This is a genomic window from Devosia sp. A16, from assembly GCF_001402915.1.
Lineage (GTDB): Bacteria > Pseudomonadota > Alphaproteobacteria > Rhizobiales > Devosiaceae > Devosia_A.
In genome coordinates this window covers 4772423-4798709 of record NZ_CP012945.1, presented here as the reverse complement: position 1 = coordinate 4798709, position 26287 = coordinate 4772423, and the positions used below count along the sequence as shown (strand labels likewise).

At 65.0% G+C, this 26287-nt stretch carries 21 protein-coding genes; 14 read left to right on the top strand and 7 right to left on the bottom strand.

The features are described from left to right. Window positions 1-63 precede the first annotated feature (63 nt). Window positions 64-1149 carry a helix-turn-helix transcriptional regulator gene (locus tag APS40_RS23105; protein WP_055049278.1) on the top strand — a complete coding sequence of 362 codons (1086 nt, stop codon included), beginning with the start codon at window positions 64-66 and terminating at the stop codon, window positions 1147-1149. On the opposite strand, the gene APS40_RS23100 is transcribed toward APS40_RS23105, so the two are convergent. The 3 genes from APS40_RS23100 to APS40_RS23090 form a co-directional block, all read right to left on the bottom strand. Then, the gene (locus APS40_RS23100) at window positions 1146-4469 is read right to left on the bottom strand and encodes a beta-ketoacyl-ACP synthase 3 (protein WP_156343057.1); all 3324 of its coding nucleotides are present in this window, start codon (window positions 4467-4469) and stop codon (window positions 1146-1148) included. The two genes, APS40_RS23105 and APS40_RS23100, sit on opposite strands and share 4 nt — an antisense overlap. Before the next feature lie 105 nt (window positions 4470-4574). Beyond that, window positions 4575-5747 carry a M23 family metallopeptidase gene (locus tag APS40_RS23095; protein ID WP_055049277.1) on the bottom strand — a complete coding sequence of 391 codons (1173 nt, stop codon included), beginning with the start codon at window positions 5745-5747 and terminating at the stop codon, window positions 4575-4577. An 87-nt stretch (window positions 5748-5834) separates the two neighbouring features. Further along, entirely contained in the window at window positions 5835-6350 is a 516-nt protein-coding gene (locus APS40_RS23090) for a peroxiredoxin (protein ID WP_055049276.1), read from the bottom strand. Window positions 6351-6603: 253 nt separating this feature from the next. On the opposite strand from APS40_RS23090, the gene APS40_RS23085 reads away from it, so the two are divergent. Both APS40_RS23085 and APS40_RS23080 read left to right on the top strand, forming a co-directional pair. Further along, window positions 6604-9969, top strand: a complete 3366-nt coding sequence (locus tag APS40_RS23085) for a hypothetical protein (RefSeq protein ID WP_156343056.1) — start codon at window positions 6604-6606, stop codon at window positions 9967-9969. Window positions 9970-10055: 86 nt separating this feature from the next. Continuing rightward, window positions 10056-10505 (top strand): universal stress protein, encoded by a 450-nt coding sequence (locus APS40_RS23080; RefSeq protein ID WP_055049274.1) that lies wholly within the window; start codon window positions 10056-10058, stop codon window positions 10503-10505. A 263-nt stretch (window positions 10506-10768) separates the two neighbouring features. Here the strand turns inward: APS40_RS23080 and tyrS are convergent, their stop codons facing one another. Both tyrS and APS40_RS23070 read right to left on the bottom strand, forming a co-directional pair. Further along, the gene (tyrS, locus tag APS40_RS23075) at window positions 10769-12025 is read right to left on the bottom strand and encodes a tyrosine--tRNA ligase (protein ID WP_055049273.1); all 1257 of its coding nucleotides are present in this window, start codon (window positions 12023-12025) and stop codon (window positions 10769-10771) included. A 101-nt stretch (window positions 12026-12126) separates the two neighbouring features. Further along, on the bottom strand, window positions 12127-12789 hold the full coding sequence (locus APS40_RS23070) for an alpha/beta hydrolase (protein WP_055049272.1): 663 nt from the start codon (window positions 12787-12789) through the stop codon (window positions 12127-12129). 310 nt (window positions 12790-13099) lie between these two features. Here APS40_RS23070 and APS40_RS23065 point away from each other — a divergent pair, with 310 nt between their 5' ends. The 11 genes from APS40_RS23065 (at window position 13100) to APS40_RS23015 (ending at window position 23146) form a co-directional block, all read left to right on the top strand. Beyond that, complete coding sequence (locus APS40_RS23065) at window positions 13100-14251, top strand: cysteine desulfurase family protein (RefSeq protein WP_055049271.1); 1152 nt, start codon at window positions 13100-13102, stop codon at window positions 14249-14251. Window positions 14252-14261: 10 nt separating this feature from the next. Continuing rightward, window positions 14262-15761 carry a Fe-S cluster assembly protein SufB gene (gene sufB, locus APS40_RS23060; protein ID WP_055049270.1) on the top strand — a complete coding sequence of 500 codons (1500 nt, stop codon included), beginning with the start codon at window positions 14262-14264 and terminating at the stop codon, window positions 15759-15761. Next, the gene (locus APS40_RS23055) at window positions 15761-16279 is read left to right on the top strand and encodes a cupin domain-containing protein (RefSeq protein ID WP_055049269.1); all 519 of its coding nucleotides are present in this window, start codon (window positions 15761-15763) and stop codon (window positions 16277-16279) included. Before sufB ends, APS40_RS23055 begins: the two co-directional genes overlap by 1 nt. Beyond that, the gene (locus tag APS40_RS23050; RefSeq protein WP_055049268.1) at window positions 16276-16773 is read left to right on the top strand and encodes a cupin domain-containing protein; all 498 of its coding nucleotides are present in this window, start codon (window positions 16276-16278) and stop codon (window positions 16771-16773) included. Before APS40_RS23055 ends, APS40_RS23050 begins: the two co-directional genes overlap by 4 nt. Further along, window positions 16770-17279, top strand: coding sequence for a cupin domain-containing protein (locus tag APS40_RS23045; protein ID WP_055049267.1), 510 nt, complete (start codon window positions 16770-16772; stop codon window positions 17277-17279). Before APS40_RS23050 ends, APS40_RS23045 begins: the two co-directional genes overlap by 4 nt. Before the next feature lie 8 nt (window positions 17280-17287). Then, a complete protein-coding gene (gene sufC, locus APS40_RS23040; RefSeq protein WP_055049791.1) occupies window positions 17288-18037 on the top strand; it encodes a Fe-S cluster assembly ATPase SufC in 750 nt (249 codons plus the stop codon). 12 nt (window positions 18038-18049) lie between these two features. Then, window positions 18050-19252, top strand: a complete 1203-nt coding sequence (gene sufD / locus APS40_RS23035; RefSeq protein ID WP_197279394.1) for a Fe-S cluster assembly protein SufD — start codon at window positions 18050-18052, stop codon at window positions 19250-19252. A 172-nt stretch (window positions 19253-19424) separates the two neighbouring features. Next, a complete protein-coding gene (locus APS40_RS23030) occupies window positions 19425-20645 on the top strand; it encodes a cysteine desulfurase (RefSeq protein ID WP_055049265.1) in 1221 nt (406 codons plus the stop codon). 49 nt (window positions 20646-20694) lie between these two features. Further along, entirely contained in the window at window positions 20695-21111 is a 417-nt protein-coding gene (locus APS40_RS23025; protein ID WP_082434616.1) for an SUF system Fe-S cluster assembly protein, read from the top strand. Window positions 21112-21164: 53 nt separating this feature from the next. Then, window positions 21165-21545: a HesB/IscA family protein gene (locus APS40_RS23020; protein ID WP_055049264.1), complete on the top strand. Its 381-nt coding sequence runs from the start codon at window positions 21165-21167 to the stop codon at window positions 21543-21545. 317 nt (window positions 21546-21862) lie between these two features. Next, window positions 21863-23146, top strand: a complete 1284-nt coding sequence (locus APS40_RS23015; RefSeq protein ID WP_055049263.1) for a 3-phosphoshikimate 1-carboxyvinyltransferase — start codon at window positions 21863-21865, stop codon at window positions 23144-23146. Between the two features lie 283 nt (window positions 23147-23429). On the opposite strand, the gene APS40_RS23010 is transcribed toward APS40_RS23015, so the two are convergent. Both APS40_RS23010 and APS40_RS23005 read right to left on the bottom strand, forming a co-directional pair. Then, entirely contained in the window at window positions 23430-24482 is a 1053-nt protein-coding gene (locus APS40_RS23010) for a GGDEF domain-containing protein (protein WP_055049262.1), read from the bottom strand. Between the two features lie 133 nt (window positions 24483-24615). Next, on the bottom strand, window positions 24616-26067 hold the full coding sequence (locus APS40_RS23005; protein ID WP_055049261.1) for a DEAD/DEAH box helicase: 1452 nt from the start codon (window positions 26065-26067) through the stop codon (window positions 24616-24618). Between the last annotated feature and the right edge of the window lie 220 nt (window positions 26068-26287).

The window sequence follows — 26287 nt, the reverse complement described above, 5'->3', positions numbered from 1 at the left end:
TTTGAACTAATGCAGGGGCGTGAGTTACGTAACTCAACCCAACGGGCGCCAGGAAGCTCCGCCATGGCGGACGATGATCTCATCGACAGAATCTACGAGGCCGGGGCCGTTCCCGAGCTATGGCCGGTGGTGCTCGAAGAGCTTGCCGGCGTGGGCCAAGTGAGTGGTACCGTGCTGTTCGCGGTGCGGGAGCAGGCGGTGCATTGGACGTCGTCGGCTGGGCTCTACGAGATGTCGAAGGGATACTTCGACGCCGGTTATCCCGCTCGTGACGATCGCACGGCCCGGCTGCTGGCTTATGACCACCCTGGCTTCGTCACCGATCTCGATGTGTTTACCCGCGAGGAATGGGAGGCCGATCCGATCCGGCGGGAGTATTTCGTGCCTCGCGGTTATGGCTGGGGCGTCGCGACCGGCGTCAAGGTGCCCACTGGAGACCTCCTCATCTTTCACGGCGAAAGGCACCTTGAGGATGGGCCGGTGGAGAGGGCCGTGGTGGAGCGGCTCGACTTGTTGCGCCCGCATCTGGCGCGGGCGGCTCTGATGTCGGCGCGGATTGCTTTTGCTCGGGCGCAGGGCACTGTCTCGGCCATGGAGATGGTAGGCCTCCCCGCTGCGGTGCTGGGGGCGCGTGGCGCAGCGATTGCTACCAACAGCCTGCTAGAACGCCTGAATCCAGCGGTAGTGCTGTCGCGTCCCGATCGGCTGGGCTTCACCAACACGGGCGCCGACAGGATACTTGTTGCCGCCCTACAGGCGACAGAAGCGGGCCTGCATCAAGGGCTGGCGCGGTCGATTCCGATACCGGCCGCTGAAGGTGGCGTCCCAATGGTGGCCCATCTGCTACCGATCAGGGCATCGGCGCGAGAGGTGTTCACCGGTGCGGCGGCGATCCTCCTGATGACCCCGGTGGGGCCTCGTGAGCTGCCCGACGTGGCGGTGATCCAAGGGCTGTTCGACCTCAGCCCGGCGGAGGCCCGCGTTGCCCGCGCGTTGGGCAGCGGCATGACGATCGCGCAGATCGCCACCACGACCGGAGCCAGCGTGGCGACGGTACGAAATCAGGTGCAGGCGGTTTTCGACAAGACCGGAATGCACCGGCAGGCGGAACTGGTGGGCCTGCTGCGGGGGGCTTTCACCCCAAGCTAACGTCCCGGTCCCACCGTTGCGATCGCCGCCGCATAGGTGATGCCGCCGCCAAAGGCCACGAGGCCGAGCCGGTCGCCCGGCTTGGTGGTCGGCAGGGCATCGATCAGCGCCAGCGGTATGGTCGAGGAACTGGTATTGCCGAGGTTGCGGATGATCGAGTGGGCCGGGCGTCCCGAGCGGCGTGCAATGGCGTCGATGATGCGCTGGTTGGCCTGGTGCGGCACCATCAGGTCGATATCGTCCATGCTGATGCCTTCGGCGGCACAGGCAGAGGTGAGCGTTGCCGACATGGCGCGAACCGCGTCGGCGAATACCTCGCGACCGTTCATCTTGATATAGCCTTCGCCGGCGCGCGGCACGCTCAGCAACTCGCCCGATTCCGGCGCCCCGGCGATGGTCGGCTGGGCAAAGGTGAACAGCGTCGGCTGGTCGTGGCCGAGGCCCTGGACGAGCGATGCGGTGGCCGCGTCCGCGAACAGCACCGCGGTGTTGAAGTCGTTCTGGTCGAGCAGCGGCGAGAGCACTTCCGAGGTCACCACCAATACCCGAGCCTCGGGGTTGTTGGTGACGTAGTCGCGCGCCTGGGCCAGGGCGTAGAGGTAGCCGGAGCAGGCGGCATTGATGTCGTAGGCGGGCAGGCTGGCCCGCCCGGCCGTGCTGACCGCGTCGGCCACGCGGCAGGCGAGCGACGGAGTGATGACGTCGGGCGTGCCGGTGGCGGCAATTACCAGGTCGATGTCGTTGATGTCGAGCCGCTGCTCATAGAGCAATTTCTGGGTGGCCGATACGGCGAGCGAGAACACCGTCTCGCCCGGCTGCACCCAGCGCCGGCTCTCGATGCCGGTAAGCTTGACGATGTCGCCGGCGTCGCGGGTCTGCCAGTTGCCCTTGAGGTCGGCGTTGTGCACCTTGCGCCCGCCGGTCACCCCGGCAATGCCGGCGACACCGACCGGCACCTCGGCGCGCCCGATGGTGACGGGCGCCGGCTGCGGCGCACCGCGGCGCTTCAGGATGGCCTTGTCGATCCGTTCGGCAGTCACGGTGGCCTGCTGGCGGGCCACCCTAGCATCGGCCTCGACGAACATCAGCGGTGCGCCGACGGCGATTTTTTGCCGCGGCTCGACCGGGATCGACAGCACCTTGCCGGTGACCGTAGCCTGGACGTCTACCGCCGCCTTCGTCGCCTCGACCACAGCGACCAGGTCGCCGGTCTTGATCATGTCCCCCGGCTTCACCAGCAGCTCGACGACCTCGACTTCGTCGTCGGCCGGACCGGAGCCGATGGCGGTGATCGCGGCCGGGCCGGCATCGGCCTTGGGCGCCTCCCATTCGAGATCGAACTCGAGTAGCGCGGCGGCCGCCTCCATGATCCGGCGATAGGAAGGCAGGGCGTCGATCTGGCGCTCGAACTGGAACGGCACGTGGATGTCGTCGCGAGTGACGCGCCTGGCGCTGACCGGGATGCCGGCCTTCTCCATCACCGTCGCCATGACCTCGGCGCCAAAGCCGGCAGTGTGGTTGTCCTCGTGCACGACCAGCAGGCGCCGGGTGCGGCGCACGGAGCGCAGGACCGCGTCTTCGTCCCAGGGGGAGATGGAGCGGAGGTCGATGACCTCGAGCTCGGCTCCGGCGCCGGACAGCGTCTCGGCGGCGAGCAGCGACTGGGTGAGCGGGTTGCCCCAGGTCACCAGCGTCAGGTCGTTCCCCTGGCGCACCGTGCGCGCCCTGCCGGGGACCACGAACTGCTTCGCCGTATCGTCCGAGGTGCGCCGGTCGGAAAGGTTGAGGGCGCTCTTGGGGTAGAGAAACACCGTCGGCCGCTTGCTCTCGAAGGCAGCATTGAGCAGGCCGGCAGCGTCGCCGGCGCTCGAGGGCATCACCACGTCGATGCCCGGCACGTGCGCCAGGATCGATTCGAGCGTCTGGGCGTGGAACGGGCCGAGGCCGGCCTTGTAGCCGCCGCAGCTGACCATCAGGATCACCGGCGCCTGCCAGCTGCCGTCGGTGCGCCAGTACATCGAGCCGAGCTCGGAAATGATCTGGTTGAAGCCGAGCGGCAGGAAGTCGGCGAACTGGATGAAGGCCACCGGCCGCTGACCGGTCAGCGCGCGGCCGATCGAGGTGCCGACGATGGTCGACTCCGATAGCGGTGCGTTACGGACCCGGCCGGGGAAGGCCGTCGACAGGCCCTTGGTGACGCCGAACACGTCGCCCTTGGGATCCTCGATATCCTGGCCGAGCAGCTGCACTTGGCGGTTGGCCTGCAACTGGTCGCGCAGCACCCGGTTGAGCGCTTCGCGCATGGTCAGGTTCGGCGCCTTGGCGTCGCCGCGATACTCCCTGGCGTGGGCGAACTCGGCCGAGTAGGGGGCCTTGGCCTCGCCGGCGGTCTGGGGCACGGCTTCGCCGCGCGCCTCGACGGCGGCAGCTGCCACCTCGGCGATGAGGCTGGTTTCGAGCTGGGCGAGCGCCTGGTCGCCCATCTGCGACTCGCGCAGCGACTGGCGGATGGCTTCCAGCGGATCGCGGCTCCTGCCGGACTTCAGCTCATCGGCGGTACGGTAGAGCGCCTGGTCGTCGGCATTGGTGTGGTCCGACAGCCGTTCCAGCTCCATCAGCAGCAACGACGGGCCGCGAGTGGCGCGGGTCTGGGTCACGGCCGCCTCGAAGGCGGCACGGGTTGCTGCGAGGTCGACACCGTCGACGCGACGGATGGGCAGGCCGAGGAAGCTGTCAGCCGGGCCGGTCGGCAGGTCGAAGAAGGTCTGCCCAGGGGTCTTGGTGGAGATCGCCCAGTTGTTGTTCTGGATGACGAAGATCACCGGCGCGCCGGTGCGAACGGCTTCGCCGACCGCCTCGAGGAACTCGCCCTGCTGGGTGGTGCCATCGCCGACGCAGCAGATCACCACCGGAGAATCGGGGTGGAACTTCACCGCCTGGGCATTGCCGACGGCATGCAGCGCGTTGTTGCCGACCGGGCCGACCATCGATGCGACATTCAGCTCACGGGCAGAATAATGAGCGCTCATCTGCCTGCCGGCAGAGTGCGAGGGGCCGGTAGCAAGCAGGCTGCGGAAGAATTCGACCAGTGGCAAGCCGCGCGCCAAGAGCAGCGCCTTGTCGCGATAGTGCAGGTGCAGCCAGTCCTGCTCGCCGAGATAGTCGGCGATCAGAGCGGTCGACTCGTGGCCGGCGCCGGAAACATGGAAATGCGCAAGCCCCTGCTTGACCAGGTCTTGTTCTACGCGGTCGATCTCGCGGGCGAGAAACATCGCCCGGTGCAGCCGCAGCATTGTCGGAATGTCTGAGGTCATCAGCATTGTGGCGGGAACCTAAACCCGTCCCCGCCGAAAAACCAGAGCAACCAACTGATCTTGCGCGAATGCATGGCTGATTTGCCGGGGGCGTTGCGGCGGTGCACTCGACTAGGCGCCGAGGAAGCGGGCCAGGCGCTTGCCGGCTGCCAGATACTTGCCGGGGTCGACCGCGACGTCCTTGCGGCGCACCTCGAAATGCAGGTGCGGCCCGGTGGAGCGCCCGGTGGAGCCAACCTTGGCGATTGGCGTGCCGGTATTGACCACCTGTCCCTGCTTGACGAGGACGGCGCTGAGGTGGCCGTAGCGGGTGACGAGGCCGGTGAGGTGGGTGATCTCGACCAGGTTGCCGTAGCCGGATTTCTCACCCACGAAAGTCACCTTGCCATAGCCCGCGCTCAGCACCGTGGTGCCTTTGGGCGCCGGGAAATCGAGGCCGGCATGGAAGGCCCGTCCGCCGGTGAACGGGTCCTTGCGGTTGCCGAAAGTCGAGCTGATGCGGCTCAGCGAATCCATCGGCTTGTGGATGGGGGCGAGGTCAATCGCGCCGCGCGCCGCCTTGAAGCGCGCCAGCGCGAGGTAGACGTCGTTGGCATCGTCGACGATGCCGCTGCCGTCGCTGCCCTCGACCGGTGGCTGATAGGGCCCGCCAACGGCATCGGTCAGTCCGTCGGGCATGCTCGGTTTGATGCCGAGACCGTCGAGCACGTCGAGGATGGTGTCGGTCGATTCGGTGGCGGAGACGGACAGCGCGGCAAGCGCCATGCGGCTCTCGTCCATCATTCGGGTCATCGAGGCGCTGACCTCAGCCAGGTCGCCGGTGGCGGCGACCGGCGCGATATCGGCAACCGGCGCCGCGTCATCGTCCCGGGTCGAGTCGGCGGCGGCGGTTTCGATCCCAAGCTCGGCCGCCTTGGCTGCCAGCTGTTTGACCAATTGGTGCTGCTCGAGCAGCACTTCCTGCTGCTGGCTCAACTCCTGCAGCTGCAGGTTGATGTCGCCGGCCTGGGCGAACTGTCGGGAATGCAGGCGATCCACTTCGACGCGCAACTGGGCGATGCGGTCCTCGTAGGCGGAGACGACCACATCGTTCTGCCCGTTCAGCAGGGCGGCAATGTCTGGGGCCATCAGGAAGCCGACGAGGGTCAGGATATTGGTGCCGAGGAGCGCGGCGAATGCGGAGTAGAACAGACCGGGGCGGATGCCGGGCTCTCGTATCGCCTTGGGCGGGGGCGCCCCGAACACCTTGGAGGCCGGCCGAATGCCGGTCGATTTCGCACGCACCGCCAGAACTCCGGGACGCCACTTCACTGGCCCCGATCATGATCCGTTAGGGTTAACAAACGCGAAAAACCGCGGCGCGGGCCAAGTTCACGCCTTGGCGCGCCGGGGCTTGGCGGGAGCGGGGTCGGCTTTGGCGAGCAGCGCGCGAGTCGCCGCGAGCACCTTTTCGGCGTGCCCCTTGATCCGGGTGGCATGAAAGACTTCGGCGACCTTGCCATCGGGGCCGATCAGCACGGTGATGCGCTTGACCCCCATATACTCGACGCCCCAGAGCTTTTTCAGCTGCCAGATGCCATAGGCCTCGATGGCCTTGCGCTCGGGATCGGCGGCAAGAATGACCCCCAGATTGTATTTGTCGCGGAAGGAGCAGTGCCTCTCGACGGTGTCGGGCGAAATGCCCACAACCACCGCACCGAGCTTCTTGAACTCGGGCATCTGGTCGGTGAACTCGATGTTCTCGAGCGTGCAGCCTTCGGTATCGTCCTGCGGATAGAAGTAGAGGACCACAGGATGGCCAAGATGATCCGACAGGCGGAACTTTTCGTAGCTGTCGGTGACAAGTTCGAAGTCTGGGGCAGGGGTGCCGGGAGCGGGAAGGGTCATGACGTCCGGTTCGGTAGATGGGAAAACGCCGGAAATGCCGCGCATCCAGTGGGTGTTAGTGCCATATTGCAGCCGGTATCATCTGGCAGTGAACCGCTGCTCGGTTTGATTCTAGGATAGGGCGGCAAAGCGAGCGGCCTCAAGTCGGAAAACAGTGAAACCTACTCCAGCCCCTGGCTCCCAGCTCCGCAAGCGCTCGGCATGGCGCATCCTGGGTAGGATCGCAGCGGCGGCAGTCGCCGCGCCCGTCATTGTGCTCGTCATTATGTATGCGGTGTTGCTGGTCACGCCGATTCCGCTGCCGTTCGTCAGCTCGCAGGTGCGCAACCTGGTACTGAGTTCAATGCCCCCGGGCAGCAAGCTCGAGCTGGGCGACATGGCGCTGGCGCTCGAGGGGTTCGTCTGGCCGGTGATTCAGTTCAAGCCGGTGACGTTCACCGACGTGAAAACCGGCGGCACGGTCAGCGTCGATGCGCTGGAGGTCGGGTTTTCGCCGCTGAGGGCCCTGGTGGGGCAACCGGGCGCCACCGTCACGATCGTCGGCCCGCACCTGCAGGTGAACCAGGATCTGTTCGGGCCGCGACTCGCCAAGTTCGAATATGTGGACGAGCCGGACGGTGGGCGAACGGTGCGGGTCATCGAGGGGCAGGATCAGTTCCCCGAAGTCAACCTCTCCGCCGGCGGCGTCGATGTGAAAGGGCAGGTGCCCGACGCCAACCTGGGCATCCGATCCGACAACGATTGGCTGGTCTACAATCTCGAGGCCGCGGCCAAGGGCATCGCCGGCATCGTGCAGCAGGCCAAGCTCGGCAACTTCTCCCGGCTGGTGGTCAAGCGCGGCGCGCTCGACATGAACGATGCGCTCTATGGCGTGCTCAGGCACTTCACCGAGATCAACATCGATATCGCGCCCAATGCCGACGGCAAGTCGGCCTCGGGCAACTTCTCCGCCGGGATCGGCGGATCGGTGATGAACGGCATTCTCGAATGGGTCGAGACCGATGACGGCGGCGCCCGGCTCAAGGCCTCGATCACCAACCTCGACCCGGGAGCTTTTGCGCCTTTCGTGGGCGAGCAGGAGACGGCGATCGCCGTGGTAGGCACGGCGTCGGTCTCGATCGATGTCGGCTTTACCGACGTGCAGAAGATCACTGATGGGCTGTTCCACATCGACCTCACCGGCATGGATGTGCGGGTCAACGGCCAGTATTTCCCGATCGCCACCTCGATCGCCGAGGTGGTGTGGGACCCCGCCATCGGTCAGTTCACCATGGGCGAGATGCAGGTCAGCGTTGCCGGCAGCACCGGCTATGTCAGCGGCGTGTTCAAGCTCGGGCTCGATCCGCTCTACGGGCCCATCGTCGGCATCAAGGTCGCGGCGCGCGACGTCGCCATCGCCGACGAAGCGGGGACGCCGGAGGCGCCGTTCACCGAGGTGAACTTCCAGGGCTGGTCGGCGCCGCTCTATGGCGCCACGGGCATCGATCAGTTCGAGGCCAGGAAGGCCGACGGCAGCCAGCTGGTGTCGACGGGGCGCATCGACATGGTGCGCCGCGGCACTGGCTTCGAGATGAACATCGCCGGCGACGGCCTGTCGGCCGATGATCTCAAGCGGCTGTGGCCGGCGTTCCTCGCCAAGGATTCGCGCGACTGGTTCGTCAAGAACGTGGTGGGCGGGCGCATCAAGAAATCCACCATGCGCTACGACTTCCCGATCGGTTCGCTCGGTGAGCCCGGGGAGAACAAGCCGATGCCCAAGAACGCGATGTCGATCGACATCGTCGGCGTCGGCGTTAAGATCAAGGCGCTCGACACGATGGATCCGATCACCATCGAAGGCGACATGAGGCTCAGCCTCAAGGACAGCGACATCCAGATCTCGGGAGACGGGGCGACGATTCCTACGCCCCAGGGCAACATCTCGATCGCCAATGCCGGTTTCATCATCGGCTCGAACAGCGACACCGAGGCGGTGTACGAGATCTCCGGCGACCTGTCGGGCGGCATTCCGGCCCTGATCGACTGGGTCAAGAAGAACCAGCCGGATGCGTTGAAACAACTGGCGCTGCCGAAAAACCTCGATGCCATGAAAGGCCAGGTATCGCTCGGGCTGGTGGCGACCATCGTCACGGACAAGAAGACCAACCAGCCGCGGACCATGGACTATGTGATCAACGGCACGCTGCAGGACCTGGCGACCTCAGCGCCGATCGAGGGGCATTCGGTCGACAAGGGACAACTGCAGTTCCGGGTTACCCAGGCGGGCTTCAATGTCAGCGGCACGACCGAGTTCGACGGCGTGCCGGCGACGATCTCCGCGATGGGGACGCTCGATCCCAAAAAGCCTGACGTGGTGTTGACGGCGAAAGTGGATTCCGGCGCGTTCAAGACGTTCGGAGTGGACACGTCGGCATTCCTCGATGGACCGCTGACGATTTCCGCCAAACCGCTCAGCGACGGCAGCATCCAGCTGGCTGCCGACCTCAAGGACGCGCGCCTCAGCGTCAAGGACCTCGGCATCAGCAAGGCGCCAGGCGTCAAAGGAGCGCTGGCGGCGCAGGTCAAGCTCGACGGCGACGCCGTCACCATCAATGACCTCGATCTCGGCTTCGGCGACGTCAAGCTCGAGGGCAGCCTCGATTTCGACCTCAAGGAGGGCTTGCAGTCGGCCGAGTTCACCTCGTTCGCGCTGAGCCCGGGCGACGAGGCGCAGATCTCGCTGACGCCGATCCGCAACGGTTACCAGGTGCGGCTGCGCGGCGACCAGCTCGATCTCAAGCCGATGCTGCAACGCTTCTTCAGCCTGTCGGGCGATTCGACCGGGGGGCCGCAGGCCACGGCTGTCAACAACCAGACCATTGCCGTCGACCTCGAGTTGAAGCGGGCGCTGGGCTTCTACAAGACCACCGCGTTCAACGTGAACCTCGACCTGGTGCTGCGCGGGGCGGATCTGCAGCGCGTGAACCTGCAGGCCAATCTGGGCGGCAGCCGCAGCGTATCGGTCACCACCAACCCGACGCCGGACGGCAAGGTCATGTCCGTCGCGTTCAACGACCTGGGCACGCTGCTGCGGCTGATGAACGTCTATCCCAATGTCGAGGGCGGAGCGGGCAGTCTCGTGGTCGAGACGATCAAGGACCAGAAGATCGATGTCGGGCAGTTCTCGCTGCGCAACTTCGCCTTCGTCAACGAAGGCAACGTGGCGCAGATTCTCGGCAATCACTCGGAGTCCCGGCAGATGATCGCCCGCTCCAACAAGCTGGAGTTCAAGAGCGCCGAGGCCGAGTTCGTGCGGCGCAGCGACCGGGTGGAGATCACCGATGCGGTTCTGGCCGGCTCCACGGTGGGCGGCACGGCGCGCGGCTTCATCTACACCGACAAGCGGCAGTACGACCTGACCGGCACCTATGTGCCGCTGTTCGGGCTCAATAACGCGTTCTCGAAGCTGCTCGGACCGCTCGCCGGCCGCGATGGCGAGGGGCTGTTCGGCGTCACGTTTGCGGTGCGTGGTCCGCTCGACAAGCCCGACTTCAAGATCAACCCGATGTCGGCACTGGTGCCGGGGGCGTTCCGGCGAATGTTCGAGTACCGCGCCAAGGAGATTCCGCGCGTCGAGTGAGGCGGCGGATCAACGTTGATTTCCATCAAAGTGTGGGTTGGCGCAACGGCTTACGATCTCCACATGACAGGTTGGAGGTACGCGAAATGTACGCACATATTCTGGTCGCAACTGATGGTTCGGAACTCGCGTCGCGCGCGCTGGACCATGCACTCGGTCTCGCCAAGGCGCTCGGCTCGGCCGTGACCATCGTCACGGTGACGGAGCCCACTGCGGTGCTCGGGGGCGGCTATGCAACGGTCGCCGGCACGGCGTTCGATCCGATCCCGGAACTGATCGAGGCGCAGGAAACGGGGGCCAGGGAGCTGCTTGGCAAGGCCGAGAAGGCGGCGGTTGCAGCCGGAGTCACGGCCAAGACGGTCTACGTCAACGACAGCTTCCCGGCGGACGGCATCATCTCGACCGCCAACTCGGTGGGCGCAGACCTGATCGTCATGGGGTCGCACGGTCGCCGCGGGCTCGGCCGTCTGCTGCTCGGCAGCCAGACCAACAACGTGCTGGCGCACACCACCATCCCGGTGCTGGTGACGCGCTGAGGCCTGGATGTTGTAAGGGCACCCAAACTTACCTCACCCACCGGCTGTCATCCCAGCGAAAGCTGGGATGCAACTCACGGCCAGCTCGTGGGAGAATTGGTTCCCAGCTTTCGCTGGGATGACACCGAGTGTCGGGCGACTACGGCGGGTCGGCTCGAACACTGATGGAGCTGGCGCTTGCAGCACCATTTCCCCACGGTGTCACCCCGGTGAAAAGGGTGACGCCGTGGAGGTGGTAAGGTGGGAGTCCGGCTGGATAGCGTCTAAACGGGCTTCAGCAGCGCGTGCTTCTTCTTGCCGACCGAGAGCTTGATCACGCCTTCCGGCAGCAGCGCGGCCGTGCCCAGGGTGGCGCGGTCGTCGGTCGCCGGCTCGTCGTTGACGCGCACGGCGCCCGACTGGATGTGCCGGCGCGCCTCGCCGTTCGAGGCGGCGAGGCCGGCCGTGACCAGCGCGGCCAGCAGGCCGATGCCCGCATTGAGATCCGACTTCGAGATCTCGGCGGTCGGCAGCGACAGGTCGAGCGCCCCGGCCTCGAAGGTCGCCGCCGCGGTCGATGCCGACTGCTCGGCGGCCTCGCGGCCATGGACGATGGCGGTCACTTCCGTCGCCAGTACTTTCTTGGCTTCGTTCAACTCCGAACCGCCCAGCGCTGCGAGCTTTTCGATCTCGTCGAGCGGCAGGCGGGTGAAGATCTTAAGGAACCTGCCGACGTCGGCATCCTCGGTGTTCCGGAAGTACTGCCAGAAGTCATAGGGGCTGAAGAGCTCGCCGTTCAGCCAGACGGCGCCCGAGGCGGACTTGCCCATCTTCTCGCCCGAGGCCTTGGTCAGCAGCGGGGTAGTCAGCGCGTAGAGCTGCGGGCCGCCCATGCGGTGGCTGAGGTCCACGCCATTGATGATGTTGCCCCACTGGTCGGAGCCGCCCATCTGCAGCACGGTGCCGTAGCGCCGGTTGAGCTCGGTGAAATCGTAGCCCTGCATGATCATGTAGTTGAACTCGAGGAAGCTCAACGACTGCTCGCGGTCGAGCCTGAGCTTCACCGAGTCGAAGCTCAGCATGCGGTTGACCGAAAAGAAGCGGCCGACATCACGCAGGAACTCCACATAGTTGAGCTTCAGCAGCCAATCGGCATTGTCGACCATGATGGCGTCGGTCGGGCCGTCGCCATAGTGCAGAATACGCGAGTAGACCTTCTTGATGCTCTCGATATTGGCCTTGATCTTGTCGACGCTGAGCAGGCTCCGCTGATCGTCGCGGAAGCTCGGATCGCCCACCATGGAGGTGCCGCCGCCCATCAGGCTGATCGGCCGGTGACCGGTTTCCTGCAGCCAGTAGAGCATGGTGACGGTGATCAGGTTGCCGATATGGATGCTGGTCGCCGTGGCGTCGTAGCCGACATAGCCGGTGATGCGCTGCTTGGCCGCCAGGGCATCGAGGCCCTCCGGATCGGAGATCTGGTGGATGAAGCCTCGCTGATCGAGGACGTTCAGGAAATCGGACTTGAACTTGGCGGCCATCGGCTTGCCCTATGTAATCGACCGGCTCGTCATGAGGGGAGCTGCACCCTCATGAGGACCTCCTCCCGAGCCTTCCGAAGGAGGAGGTCCGGGGCGTATAGCTAGCGCCCCTTGCCCGCCGCGATTTCCGCGCGGCGCCGGTCGAGATAGTCGGCGCAGCGTTCGGTGAGTTCGTCGATCTTGCCCTCGTAGAAGTGGTTGGCGCCTTCGACCTGCTGCTGCTCGATGGTGATGCCCTTCTGGGTCTTCAGCTTGTCGACCAGCTTCTGTACCGACTGGGGCGGGGCCACGCGGTCCTTGTCGCCATGGATGATCAGGCCCGAGGACGGGCAGGGGGCGAGGAACGAGAAGTCGTAGAGATTCTCCGGCGGGCTCACGGAGATGAAACCCTCGACCTCGGGGCGACGCATCAACAGCTGCATGCCGATCCAGGCGCCGAACGAGAAGCCGGCGATCCAGCAGCCGCGCGACTCGCGGTTGAGGCTCTGCAGCCAGTCGAGCGCCGCAGCGGCGTCCGACAACTCACCGATGCCGTGATCGAACAGCCCCTGGCTGCGGCCGACGCCGCGCGAGTTGAAGCGCAGCACCGAGAAGCCGCGCTGGGCGAACATGTAGAACAGGTTGTAGACGATCTGGTTGTTCATCGTGCCGCCGAACTGCGGGTGAGGATGAAGCACAATCGCAATAGGAGCGTTCGGATCCTTGCCCTGCTGGTAGCGCCCCTCGAGGCGGCCTTCGGGTCCGTTGAAGATGACTTCTGGCATAGGGTCGTTTCCTTGACCGTTCCTGGTCCTGCCGAACCTCCATGCGCTGGGCTCATGCCTCGCGCCCGGGCCGGTCTCTCGGCTTGACGAATGCTGCGCCGCTGCCTAAAACATGGGCCGAAAACTCCAGTTTCGAATAATTCTAAACTGGGTTTTCGAAGGCGGCAGTTGGTGTTCCAACCGCTTCCGGTTGCTGGTGAGCGCTCCTTGTAGAGAAAGTGAGCGCCCGATTTCAAGAATTGTTTCAGGCTCGGGCGAGCGCTTCGGCGTCGCGTGGCCTTTCGAAGCGGATGAGGCAGGCCTCGGTGCAATGACGCGACAGGCGATCTATCTCGATCACAATGCGTCGGCGCCGCTGCTGCCGGAGGCCCGCGCTGCTCATATCGGTGCGCTGGACCTCGTCGGCAACCCCTCGTCCGTGCACGCCCAGGGCAGGGCATTGCGCGCGGTGATCGACAAGGCTCGCGCCCAGGTGGCGCAGCTTGCGGGCGCGGAGCGCGAACAGGTGGTGTTCACCGGCTCGGCGACCGAAGCGATCACCCAGGCGATCGTCGGTGGCGCCAGGGCGTTCAACGTCGACGCCATCGTCGTTTCGGAAGGCGAGCACGCCGCCGTGCTGAAAGCCGCCGAGGCTACCGGGCTACCGGTCAAGAAGGTCGGCCTCGATGCGGATGGACTGATCAAGGTCGCGGAGATCGCCGCGGCGCTGGCGGCCGCTGACCTCGTGGGTATGCGGCTCTTGGTGGCTGTGCACCTCGTCAACAACGAGACCGGGGTGATCCAGCCGGTCGATCGCATCGAAGTGCTGGTGGGCCCGAGCCCGCACTACCTTTTTGTCGATGCGGTACAGGGCTTTGGCAAGGTGGGGCTCGAATTCGCCGCGCGCGCGCCCGATATGATGGCGGTAAGCGGCCACAAGATCGGCGGTCCGGCCGGCATCGGCGCGCTGCTGCTGAAGGGCCACGCCGACCAGGTCCGCCTGATCCCCGGCGGGGGCCAGGAGAGCGGGCGGCGCGGTGGCACCGAGTCGGCGGCGGCAATCGCCGGGTTCGGTGCGGCAGCGGAAGTGTTCGCGGAGCGCTTCTACCGCGCCAATGTCAGCGAGCTGGTGCGCACGGCCGAGGACGGCATGCGGCTGATCGCCCCGGATCTGGTGATCTTCGGCGAGAAGGCGGACCGGATCGGCAATGTGACGAACTTCGCCGTGCCGGGGCTGAAGAATGCGGTGGCGATGATGGGGCTGGACCTTGCCGGTCTGGCGGTGTCCTCGGGCTCCGCCTGCTCATCGGGCAAGGTTGGCCCGAGCCACGTGCTGGCCGCAATGGGTGTGCCGGCAGAGCTCGGCGAGTGTGCAATGCGTTTGAGCTTCGGCTGGTCCTCTTCAATCGAGGACGTCGAGGCTTATCTCAAAGGTTTTGGCGAAGTGGTGGGGCGTCACAAGTCCCGCCGTGTCGCAGCATAGGAAGAAGACGATGGCCCGTTACGACATCCCGACGCTGAAGGAAGAGATCGAGGACGATACCGTTGAGAAGGTACTCGCGCTCGATGTCGAGAAATACAAGTACGGGTTCGAGACTCAGCTCGAGGTCGAAAAGGCTCCCAAGGGCCTGAACGAGGACACGATCCGCTTCATCTCCAAGAAGAAGGATGAGCCGGAGTGGATGCTGGAGTGGCGGCTGGAGGCGTACAAGCGCTGGCTGACCATGGACGAGCCGACCTGGGCCAAGGTGCACTACCCCAAGATCGACTTCCAGGACATGTATTACTACGCGGCGCCCAAGAGCGCGGCGAAACCGAAGTCGCTCGACGAGATCGATCCGGCGCTGCTCGAGATGTACGAGAAGCTCGGCGTGCCGCTGAAGGAGCGGGAGATCCTCGCCGGCATCGAGCAGCCCAAGGTGGCGGTCGATGCGGTGATCGATTCCGTCTCGGTCGGCACCACTTTCCGGGCCGAGCTCGAAAAGATGGGCATCATCTTCTGCTCGATCTCGGAAGCGATCCGCGAATATCCGGACCTGGTGAAGCAGTACCTCGGCTCCGTGGTCCCGGTGTCCGACAACTACTACGCCACGCTGAACTCGGCGGTCTTCACCGACGGCTCGTTCTGCTACATTCCCAAGGGCGTCCGCTGCCCGATGGAGCTCTCGACCTATTTCCGCATCAACGAGGCCAAGACCGGTCAGTTCGAGCGCACTCTGCTGATTGCAGACGAGGGTGCTTACGTGTCGTACCTCGAGGGCTGCACTGCGCCCGCGCGCGCCGAACACCAGCTGCATGCGGCAGTGGTCGAGCTCGTCGCCCTCAAGGACGCCGAAATCAAGTACTCGACGGTGCAGAACTGGTTCCCGGGCGACAAGGACGGCAAGGGCGGCGTCTACAATTTCGTCACCAAGCGTGGCGATTGCCGCGGCGACAACTCCAAGATCAGCTGGACGCAGGTCGAGACCGGCTCGGCGATCACCTGGAAGTACCCCTCGTGCATCCTGCGCGGCGACAACTCGTCGGGCGAGTTCTACTCGATCGCCATTTCGAACGGCTACCAGCAGGTCGACAGCGGCACCAAGATGCTGCACCTGGGCAAGAACACCACGAGCCGGATCATCTCCAAGGGCATCGCGGCGGGCTTTTCCGACAACACCTATCGCGGCCAGGTGTCAGCGCATGCCAAGGCCAAGGGCGCCCGCAACTTCACCCAGTGCGACAGCCTCCTGATTGGCGACAAGTGCGGGGCACACACCGTGCCCTATATCGAGAGCCGCAATGCCAGTGCGGTGTTCGAGCACGAGGCGACGACGTCGAAGATCTCCGACGACCAGATGTTCTACTGCATGCAGCGCGGCCTCTCCGAAGAGGAAGCGGTGGCGCTGATCGTCAACGGCTTCGTGCGCGACGTGCTGCAGCACCTGCCGATGGAGTTCATGGTCGAAACGCAGAAGCTGATCTCGATCTCGCTCGAGGGCAGTGTCGGCTGATGACCGAAGCGCCCCACCACATCGTCAACGTTGCCGACCTGGAGCTCAAGTGGCTCAAGGTGGGCAATCGCTTTGAGGTGGGGCTGCACGACATCGATGCCGCCATCGGCACGGAGCAGATCGGCGCGACGCTGCATGTGGTGCCGGCCGGCAAGACCGCCTGGCCCTACCATCGGCACCACGGCAATGACGAGCTGTTCTTCATCGTCTTGGGTACTGGCACCTACCGGGTCGGCGAACAGCGGTTGCCGATCAAAGCCGGCGACTGCATCGGCGCGCCGGCTGGAGGAGAGGCGCACCAGATCATCAATACATCCGACGCCGAGCTGCGCTACATCGCCTTTGCCAATCACGGCCGAGCCGACGTCACCGAGTATCCCGACAGCGGGCGGATCGCCGTCGACATCGCCCATGGCAATGATCGCGAGCCGATGTCGATCTTCAGCACTGCCGGCAAGCTGACGCCGTTCGGCTACTGGGACGGCGAAGACACCGAGGGCGGGGAGGGCACCCGATGAAAGTGATCCTCAACCTCGACGAGGTGCCGCTCGAGCAGGGAGCGGAAGGTACGCGATTTGCCGCAGCGACCGGTGAATTCGGCGTGCTGCTTGGCCTCTACGGGCTGGGCGCGGCGCTGCACATAGTGCAGCCGGGCAAGACGGCGACACCGTTCCACCGCCACCACACCTCCGACGAGATGTTCCTCGTGTTATCGGGTTCGGGCACCTACCGCTACGGCAACGACCGCCTGCCGTTCCGGACGGGTGACTGCCTGTCGGCGCCGGCCGGCGCCGAGGGGCACCAGATCATCAATACCGGCACTGAAGAGCTGCGTTACATCGCGTTCTCCAACAACACGAATGCCGATGTCGTCGAGTATCTCGACAGCGGGCGGATTCGTGTCGATGTCGGCGCCGTGGGCCACCATCGCGAGAACGCCACCTTTGGCGCTGGCGGCAAGCTGACGCCGATGGGCTACTGGGACGGCGAAGACACGGGAGGGGAGAAGTGAGCAAGCCTCTCCTCAACATCGCGGAACTCGCTCTTGAGAGCTGGACGCAGGGCGCCAACTACCAGTCGTCGGACGCTTCGTTCGGTCGGCTGCTGGGGCTGCGTAACCTGGGCATCAGCTACAACGAAGTGCCGTCAGGCAAGTCGAGCTGCCCGTTCCACAACCACCATGTCGAGGACGAGCTGTTCATCGTGCTCGAAGGCGAAGGCACCTACCGCTACGGCGCCGACAGCCACGTCATCAAGGCCGGCGACGTGCTGGGCGCCCCGGCAGGCGACCGCTCAACGGCGCATCAGATCATCAACACCGGCACTGGCGTGCTTCGGTATTTCGGCATCTCGACGATGGCCGCTACCGAAGTGTGCGAGTACCCGGACTCGAACAAGTTTGGCGTCTTTTCCCGGACCAGCGGTAACCCGACCGACAAATCGTCGCTTCGGCACATCCCGCGCGAGGCATCGAGCTTCGATTACTGGGACGGCGAGAATATCGGAGAAGTAAAATGACCACCCCCATGCTCGAAATCCGCGACCTGCACGTCCGCATCGAGGAGCGCGAAATCCTCAAAGGCGTGAACCTGATCGTCCCCAAGGGCGAAGTGCACGCGATCATGGGGCGCAACGGTTCGGGCAAATCGACGCTCAGCTATGTGCTGGCCGGCAAGGAAGATTATGAGATCACCGGCGGCGAAGTGCTGCTCGATGGCGTCAACATCCTGGAGATGGAGCCATCGGAGCGCGCCACGGCCGGGCTGTTCCTCGCCTTCCAGTACCCGATCGAAATCCCAGGCGTCGCCACCATGACCTTCCTCAAGGCAGCGCTGAACGCCAAGCGCAAGGCCAATGGCGAAGGCGAGTTGTCGACGCCGGACTTCATGAAGGCGGTCAAGGAAGCCGGCAAGGCGCTGCATATCGATGCCGACATGCTGAAGCGCGCGCTGAATGTCGGGTTCTCGGGCGGCGAGAAGAAGCGCGCCGAGATCCTGCAGATGGCGCTGCTGAAGCCCAAGATGTGCATCCTCGACGAGACCGATTCCGGCCTCGACATCGACGCGCTCAAGGTGGTGTCCGAGGGCGTCAACGCACTGCGCGGTCCGGATCGCTCGATGCTGGTGATCACCCACTACCAGCGGCTGCTCAACCATATCGTGCCCGACGTGGTGCACGTGTTCTCCGATGGCCGGGTGGTCGAGAGCGGCGGCAAGGAACTGGCGCTGGAACTGGAAGCCAAGGGCTATGCCGGCTTCGACGAAGCGGCGGCGTAAGGACCGATGACCATGCATGTCCCCGTCCGGCTCGGGCCGGCTGAACAAAAGCTCATCGACCAGCTGACGGCCGCCGGTGCGGTCGCGGAAGCCGAGCGCCTCGGTGGCGCCGGGCTGCCGACGCGGCGCGTCGAGTCCTACCACTACACCGATCTCAAGCAGCTGTTGCGCTCGGTCCCCGAACTGGCGGCTGCCGCGACGGAGGCGAGCGCTCCAGCGCTGCGCGTCCCCGGCGCGTATCAGCTGATGATTGCCAATGGCGCCGTGCAGGAGACCGGCACCGCCCCGGCCGGCGTGATCGTCGGCAAGGCTGCCGGCAGCGTGCTTACGACGCGTGACGATGTGGTTACCCGTCTCAACCTGGCATTGACCAGGGAGTGCCTGACGCTCGATCTCGACGGCTCCGTCGATCCGGTGATCCAGATCGACCGACGGACCGAAGGCGCGGCCGGGCATTCGACCAGCGCGGCGAAGATCTTCGTCGCCGATGACAGCAGCGCGGTGATCGTCGAGACCTACTCGGGCAGCGAACAAGCCCATCTCGGCAACCACGCCACCTACCTGGCGCTGGGCAAGAACGCGCGGGTGACCCACATCACGGTCAACCTCGCGGCCAAGAAGGCCACGCACTTCGCCTCCAACGAGTATCACCTCGCCGAAGGCGCGCAGCTCCGGACGCTCATCATCAATGCCGGTGCGGCGCTGAGCCGGACGCAGTTGTTCCCGCGTTACGAAGGCGCCGGCGCCTATGCCGACATCACCGGGCTGAACCTCGTCTCCGACGGCCAGCACGCCGACATCACCATGGATGCGTTGCACGCCGTGCCGCACACCTCGAGTAAGCCGCTGTTCAAGTCGATTGCCCGTGGGCGGTCGAAGGCTGTGGTGCAGGGCAGGCTGGTGGTGGCGCGCGATGCGCAGAAGACCGACGCCAAGCTGATGAGCCAGGGGCTGATGCTCTCGGACGAAGCCGAGATCCTCACCAAGCCCGAGCTCGAGATCTATGCGGACGACGTGGTCTGCGGCCACGGCTCGACCTGCGGCCAGCTCGACGAAGACTCGCTGTTCTACCTGATGAGCCGCGGCATCGCGAAAGCCGATGCCGAGACCATGCTGGTCAGGGCATTCCTCGCCGAGCTGATCGATCCGATAGAAGACGAGGCGCTGAACGAGGCGCTGACCGCGGTCATCGAAGGCTGGCTGGCGGGCAGCTGATCGCCAGAAGAAAGGCCTCCTCACCCGGAGCGCTTCGCGCTCCGACCTCTCCCCCAAGGGAGAGGTGGCGAGGGGGCCGAGTTCGAGCCTGAGCACCACCTCTCCCTTGGGGGAGAGGTCGCCGCGAAGCGGCGGGTGAGGGGGCCTTCGTCCCTCCGAACAGGAAACCAGTATGACCTTCGACCTGAACACGATCCGTGCCGATTTCCCGATCCTCGAAGAGAAGATCCACGGCAACCGGCTGGTCTATCTCGATAGCGGCGCCTCGGCGCAGAAGCCCAACCAGGTGCTCGACCGGATGGATTGGGCGCATCGGCATGCCTATGCGAACGTCCATCGCGGCCTCCACACGCTCGCCAACCGGGCGACGGAAGCCTACGAGGGCGGCCGCGAGGCGACCCGGCGGTTCCTAAATGCCAGCCGTCCGGAAGAGATCATCTTCACCCGCTCGGCCACCGAGGCGATCAACCTGGTTGCCGCCTCATTCCTCGGTCCGCGGATCGGCGAGGGTGACGAGATCGTGCTGTCGATCATGGAGCATCACTCCAACGTGGTGCCCTGGCACTTCCATCGCGAGCGCAAGGACGCCGTGCTGAAATGGGTCGACGTGCGGGACGATGGCAGCTTCGACCTCGACGCGTTCGAGGCGGCCTTGTCGCCGAAGACGAAGATGGTGGCGATCACCCACATGTCCAACGTGCTCGGCACGGTGACGCCGATCAAACAGATCGTCGAGATCGCCCACGCGCGCGGCGTTCCGGTGCTGGTCGATGGCAGCCAGGGAGCGGTGCACCTCAAGGTCGACGTGCAGGACCTGGGCGTCGACTTCTATGTCTTCACCGGCCACAAGCTCTACGGCCCCACCGGCATCGGCGTGCTCTATGGCCGCTACGATCTGCTCGCTGACATGCAGCCCTACCAGGGCGGCGGCGAGATGATCGATACGGTCACCCGCGATACGGTCACCTATAACGAGCCGCCGCACCGGTTCGAGGCGGGCACGCCGCCGATCGTCCAGGCGATCGGGCTGGGCGCCGCCATCGACTATGTCGAGGGCATCGGCCGCGACGCGGCGCAAGCGCATGAAGCGGAACTCACCGGTTACGCGATGGAGCGGCTCGGGCGGATCAATTCGCTGCGGCTGATCGGCACCGCGCCGGGCAAGGGCGGCATCTTCTCGTTCGAGGTGAAGGGCGCTCACGCTCACGACGTCTCGACCATTCTCGATCGCTACGGCATCGCGGTGCGGGCCGGTACGCACTGCGCCATGCCGCTTCTGCAAAGGTTCGGCGTCACCTCTACCTGCCGGGCCTCGTTCGGCCTATATACCGGCAAGGATGATATCGACGCGCTGGTCGAGGGCATCGAAAAGGCGCGAAGCTTTTTCGCGTAGCCGCTAAGCCGTTTCGCAAGGACGCGAAGCCGTTTCGCTAGGAAAACAAATGTCTGACGAAGTGAACGAGATTGCTCCCGAGGTCGAGGCGACCGAGCCGAATGCCGGCGACGCCCCGCGCATCACGCCCAATGTCGGTGCGGCGATTCCCGCCGAGGATGTCGAGCGGATCACCAAGGACCTGATCGGGGCGCTGAAGACCGTCTACGACCCGGAGATTCCGGTCGATATCTATGAGCTGGGGCTGATCTACAAGGTGGACCTCGACGACGATCGCAACCTCACCATCGACATGACGCTGACCGCCCCGGGCTGCCCGGTGGCCGGCGAAATGCCGGGCTGGGTGGAGAATGCGGCGCGCAATGTCGAGGGCATCCAGGACGTTACCGTCAACATGGTCTACGATCCGCCGTGGGACGCTTCGCGCATGAGCGAGGAAGCCCAGGTGGCGCTGAACTGGTGGTAAATCCCGCCAACTAGGTCTATATATCGTCTTGTTACGATGAAGGTCCCGAGCCGATGCCTTTGAAGATCATGAGCCTCACCGACGCCGCCGTCGAGCGCATCAACGAGATCATCGAGGACAGCGAGAAGCCGGTGGTGGGCGTGCGTGTCGGCATCAAGGATGCCGGTTGCGCCGGCCAGTCCTACACGCTCGCCTATGTCAGCGAGCCGGTGCAGGGCGACGACCACATCGAGGAAAAAGGCGTCCACGTCTACGTGGAGCCCAAGGCGACACTGTTCCTGCTCGGCACGGTAATGGATTTCGAGGAAGACATCCTCAAATCCGGTTTCACCTTCAAGAACCCGAACCAAACCGGCGAATGCGGCTGTGGCGAAAGCGTGCAGCTGAAGCCAGCTGACCTCAAGGCGCTGGCCGAGGCCCGGGCACACGCCTGAGGCACTTCCCGCCTGCAACCGTCCAAGTTCACGGAGTCATTCCCGCGAAAGCGGGAACCTCTGTTTGCGATCTCTCCGGCGGCGCGGGATTGGACGCCCGAAACGAAGGTTCCCGCTTTCGCGGGAATGATCCGGTGGGTAACGACGAGTCCCGCGTTTGGGTCGGGCCCTTTCAATCCCGTACAGGCTGCGCTACACCCAGTCGGCTTGCTTCAACTTCACCCCGGACGCTGCTCTGGGCCCAATCGACAGATCGATGTGTCCGGCGTTGCCGGAGTGAGTGCGGCTGTTGCGCCGCTCTGTGACGGAGTTCTCCATTGACCGCTGCTGCTTCCTCAAAGCCCGAGGCTTTGACGATCGTTCCGCCTGATCATCCGCTGGTCGGCCGGGTCACCCCGCCCGGCTCGAAGTCGATCACCAATCGCGCGCTGCTGCTGGCGGCGCTGGCGAAGGGGACGAGCCGGCTGACCGGGGCGCTGAAGAGCAAGGACACCGCGCTGATGGCACGGGCGCTGATACAGATGGGCGTCAGCGTCGAGGAGCCGGACGCGACGAGCTTCGTCGTCACCAGCGATGGCACGCTGAAGGCGCCGACGGAGCCGCTGATGCTGGGTAATGCCGGCACGGCTACACGCTTCCTCACCGCGGCCGTGTCGCTGGTCGAGGGCAGGGTGGTGGTGGATGGCGACGAGGCGATGCGCAAGCGGCCCATCGAGCCGCTGCTGGTGGCGCTCCGTTCGCTCGGCATCGATGCGACGAGCGAAACCGGCTGCCCGCCGGTGGTGGTGAACGGCACTGGCTCGTTCGGCAGCGGGCGGGTGGAGATCGATGGCGGGCTTTCCAGCCAGTACGTCTCGGCGTTGCTGATGGCGGCGCCGTTCGGGGAAGGGCCGATCGAGGTGGCGCTGACCGGCAAGGATCTCGATGCCCGCGGCTATGTGAACCTGACGCTCGCCGCGATGCGGGCGTTCGGCGCCAGCGTCGAGCAACTGGACGAGATGACCTGGCAGGTGCAGCCCACCGGCTACCAGGCGACCGACTTCCATATCGAGCCCGACGCTTCGGCGGCGACCTATCTGTGGGCCGCAGAGGCCCTGACCGGCGGCAAGATCGAGCTGGGAGTGCCGATGGAGGCGTTCACCCAGCCCGACGCCGAGGCGGCGAAGCTGATCCGCATGTTCCCCCGCATGCCCCAGGTGATCGACGGCTCGCAGATGCAGGACGCGGTGCCGACGCTGGCGGTGCTGGCGGCCTTCAACGAGACGCCGGTACGGTTCGTCGGCATTGCCAATCTGCGGGTCAAGGAATGCGACCGCATCTCGGCGCTTTCCACCGAGCTCAACCGCATCCGGCCGGGCCTCGCGCATGAGGAGGGCGATGAGCTGGTGGTCTCATCCGATCCGCGGCTCAGCGAGCTCAAGCACCGCAATGCGCGGACCAGCATCGAAACCTATGAGGATCACCGCATTGCCATGAGCTTTGCGCTCGCGGCGCTGAAGATCGGTGGCATTTCGATCCTCGATCCGGCCTGCGTGGGGAAGACCTATCCTGGGTACTGGGATGCGCTGCGCTCGCTCGGGGTGGAGACGGTAGCTGGGTAGAGTCGCTCCTCGCTGCCCAATCGCCGGCGCTCCGCTCCCTCAAGGGGCAGGGCTACCGCATATGGTTTTTGAGGGCACCTCTTGCCTTCTCCCACAAGGGGAGAAGGCCCCCAACTACTGCCAGCGCTTCTTATGCGACAGCCCTGCGCTCGCGGGGGAGGGATGCGATCACCGCTATTGCGGTGAGTCACCGTGCCTGTTGAGACGTGGCGCGTAGCGCCGGATGAGGGGTATCGCATCGCGTGCAACGCGCGCTCTGAGCGTAGCGAAGAGCGACTAGCCGCTACGCCGCGACGATGTCGTCGTCCTTGAGGTCGGTCTCACCGACCACGACGTTGCGGCCGCGGTGCTTGGCGGCATAGAGGCAGCGGTCGGCACGCTCGATCAGGCTCGACGGGGTATCGCCGACCCGATAGCTGGCAACGCCGAACGAGGCCGTGACGCGGCCGAGCTTTTCATTGGTCGAGCGCTTCAGCAGCTCCTTGGCCTGGATGGCCTTGCGGATGTTGTCGGCGAGGGTGATCGCGCCTTCGAGATCGGTATCGGGCAACACGGCGGCGAACTCTTCGCCGCCGTAACGGGCCGCGATGTCTTTTCCCTTGATGTTGGATTTCAGCGTCATCGCCACGAGGCGCAGCACCTGGTCGCCGGTCTGGTGCCCCCAGGTATCGTTGAAGCGCTTGAAGTGATCGATGTCGACCAGCATCAGACAGAGATGGTCGCCATGCTCGCGGGCGCGGTCGAGGGCACGCAGCAGGCCATCGTCGAAAGCCTTGCGGTTGGAGACCTTGGTCAGGGGATCGAGCAGCGCCTCGCGGCGCACATCGTCGAGGTCGCGCTGCAGCGCCTCGATATCGTCTCGAGAGGCTGAAAGGTTCATCTCCAACTGATGGTTGGCGTCCTGCATCCGACGGGTCTCGGCCAGCAGCGCGCCAGCCAGCGCCCGCAATCCGGTGGCATCGAGATCCTTATCCCCGAGATCGCCGCTCGCCAGCTGCAGCGAGGCGGAGTAGGCGCTCGCGGTGGTCATGGCGGTGTCGATGGCGTCGTGAATGGCGCCGATGCGATTGGACATCCGCTGCGAGACGCCTGAGATGCGCTCGTTTGCATCTCGTGCCTTCAGAAATTCGTTGTAGAGCCGCTCGGCCATATCAGCGGACGGCGGACCATCGCGAAAGATGGCGTTGATGCGTGCGTTGAGGGCCGGATTGACGCCGGTCGCATAAGTATAGAGTAGCTCGTAGAACTGCGGATACGGTGGAATTGTGGCGCGCTTCAGCAGGTCGATCGCTGAAGTGGCATAACCCAGGGCGCGTCTGAATTCCTGTTCTGACACCGGTCCCCCGAAGCACCGGCTCCTGCCGGTTTGTGGTCGGCATTGTCTGTTGATCGGGATTAACGGCACGTAAAAACACGGCGATCTGCTAGGTAATCTACGCAGAGCGCCGTGGAAATTCTGTTGATCGTCGCTACTTCCGCAGCAGGAACGCCGGAATCGGACCGTCCGATCCGAAAGGCGAGTCGGCGACGATGCCTTCGACGTGATCGGTACGGGGCTCGCGGACCGGTTTCTCAGCGCCGCCAGCGCGATTGCTGTCGCGAGCGGCACCATTGCGAGACGGACGACGCGAACGCTCGTTCCTCTCGGCCCGCTGCTCGTCGGCCCCTTGCGTCGCGGCGATCTCGGCTTGGACCGGCTCGGTCTCGCGTGCCCGGCCGCCCCGGCGGCCGCGACCTTCGCGCAACGGGCGCTCTCCGCGTTCCTCGGCGCCCGGGTGTTCGGCCACCCCGCCGCTCAGCTTCACCTCAGGAATATCCTTGGCGATCAGCTTGGTGATGGCGTCGACATATTTGCCATCGGAGGGCGTGGCGAGAGTAATGGCGACGCCCGAGCGGCCCGCACGGCCGGTGCGGCCAATGCGGTGCACGTAATCCTCGGCATGGGTCGGCACGTCGAAGTTGAACACGTGACTCACCGCGGGAATGTCGAGGCCGCGGGCGGCCACGTCGCTGGCGATCAGCAGTTGCAGCTTGTCCGACTTGAACGCGTCGAGCGTCTCCATGCGGCTCTTCTGATCCATGTCGCCGTGCAACCCGCCGGCCGAGAAGCCGTGGCGCTCCAGCGAGCGGGCGAGAGTGGCCACGTCGCGCTTGCGGTTGGAGAAGATGATCGCGTTCTTGAGGTTGTCCTCGGCACGGATCAGCTGGCGCAGCGCCGCACGCTTTTCTTCCGGTTTACCGGAGACGCGCACCAGTCGCTGTTCGATGGTTTCCGCAGTCGAGTTCTGCCGGGCGACCTCGATCTTGATCGGGTCGCGAAGGAAGCGGTTGGTGAGGCGCTGGATTTCCGGCGGCATGGTGGCCGAGAAGAACAGCGTCTGGCGGCGCGGCGGCAGCAACCCGCAGATGCGCTCGATATCGGGGATGAAGCCCATGTCGAGCATCCGGTCGGCCTCGTCGATCACCAGGATATCGACACCGGTGAGCAGGATGCGACCACGCTCGAACTGGTCGAGCATACGGCCGGGCGTGGCGATCAACACGTCGGCGCCGCGGTCGAGCACCCTGTTCTGGTCCTCGAAGCTGACGCCGCCGATCAGTAACGCCACGTTGAGCTTGTGGTTCTTGCCGTATTTCTCGAAGTTCTCGTGCACCTGCGCGGCGAGTTCGCGCGTCGGTTCGAGGATCAGAGTGCGCGGCATGCGGGCGCGGGCCCGGCCGCTTTCCAGCAGCGTGAGCATAGGCAGCACGAACGACGCGGTCTTGCCGGTGCCGGTCTGCGCGATGCCGATAATGTCCTTCTTCTGAAGGACATGCGGGATGGCCTGCGCCTGAATATCGGTGGGCTTGGTGTAGCCGGATGCGGCAACCGCATCGATCACCTTGGCGCTGAGGCCCAACCCGGAAAAGTCATTTGCCAAATCAGTGGTCCGCTCAAGTAGGAAAGGCAGGTCGACGGGCAGCTACTTGAGGAGGTGCGGGTCGACGAAGGGGGCGCAAAGTACAAGCCGGATAATCAGGCTTCGCCTTGCAGCAACCGATCCGGACTCCGCCCTGTCCGGGGCGCTCGCGCAGCGCGCCCGGAACATAGTGGAAACCCCTTGCGAGTCAACGCCATTTGCGCCGCCGCGGTTAATCAAG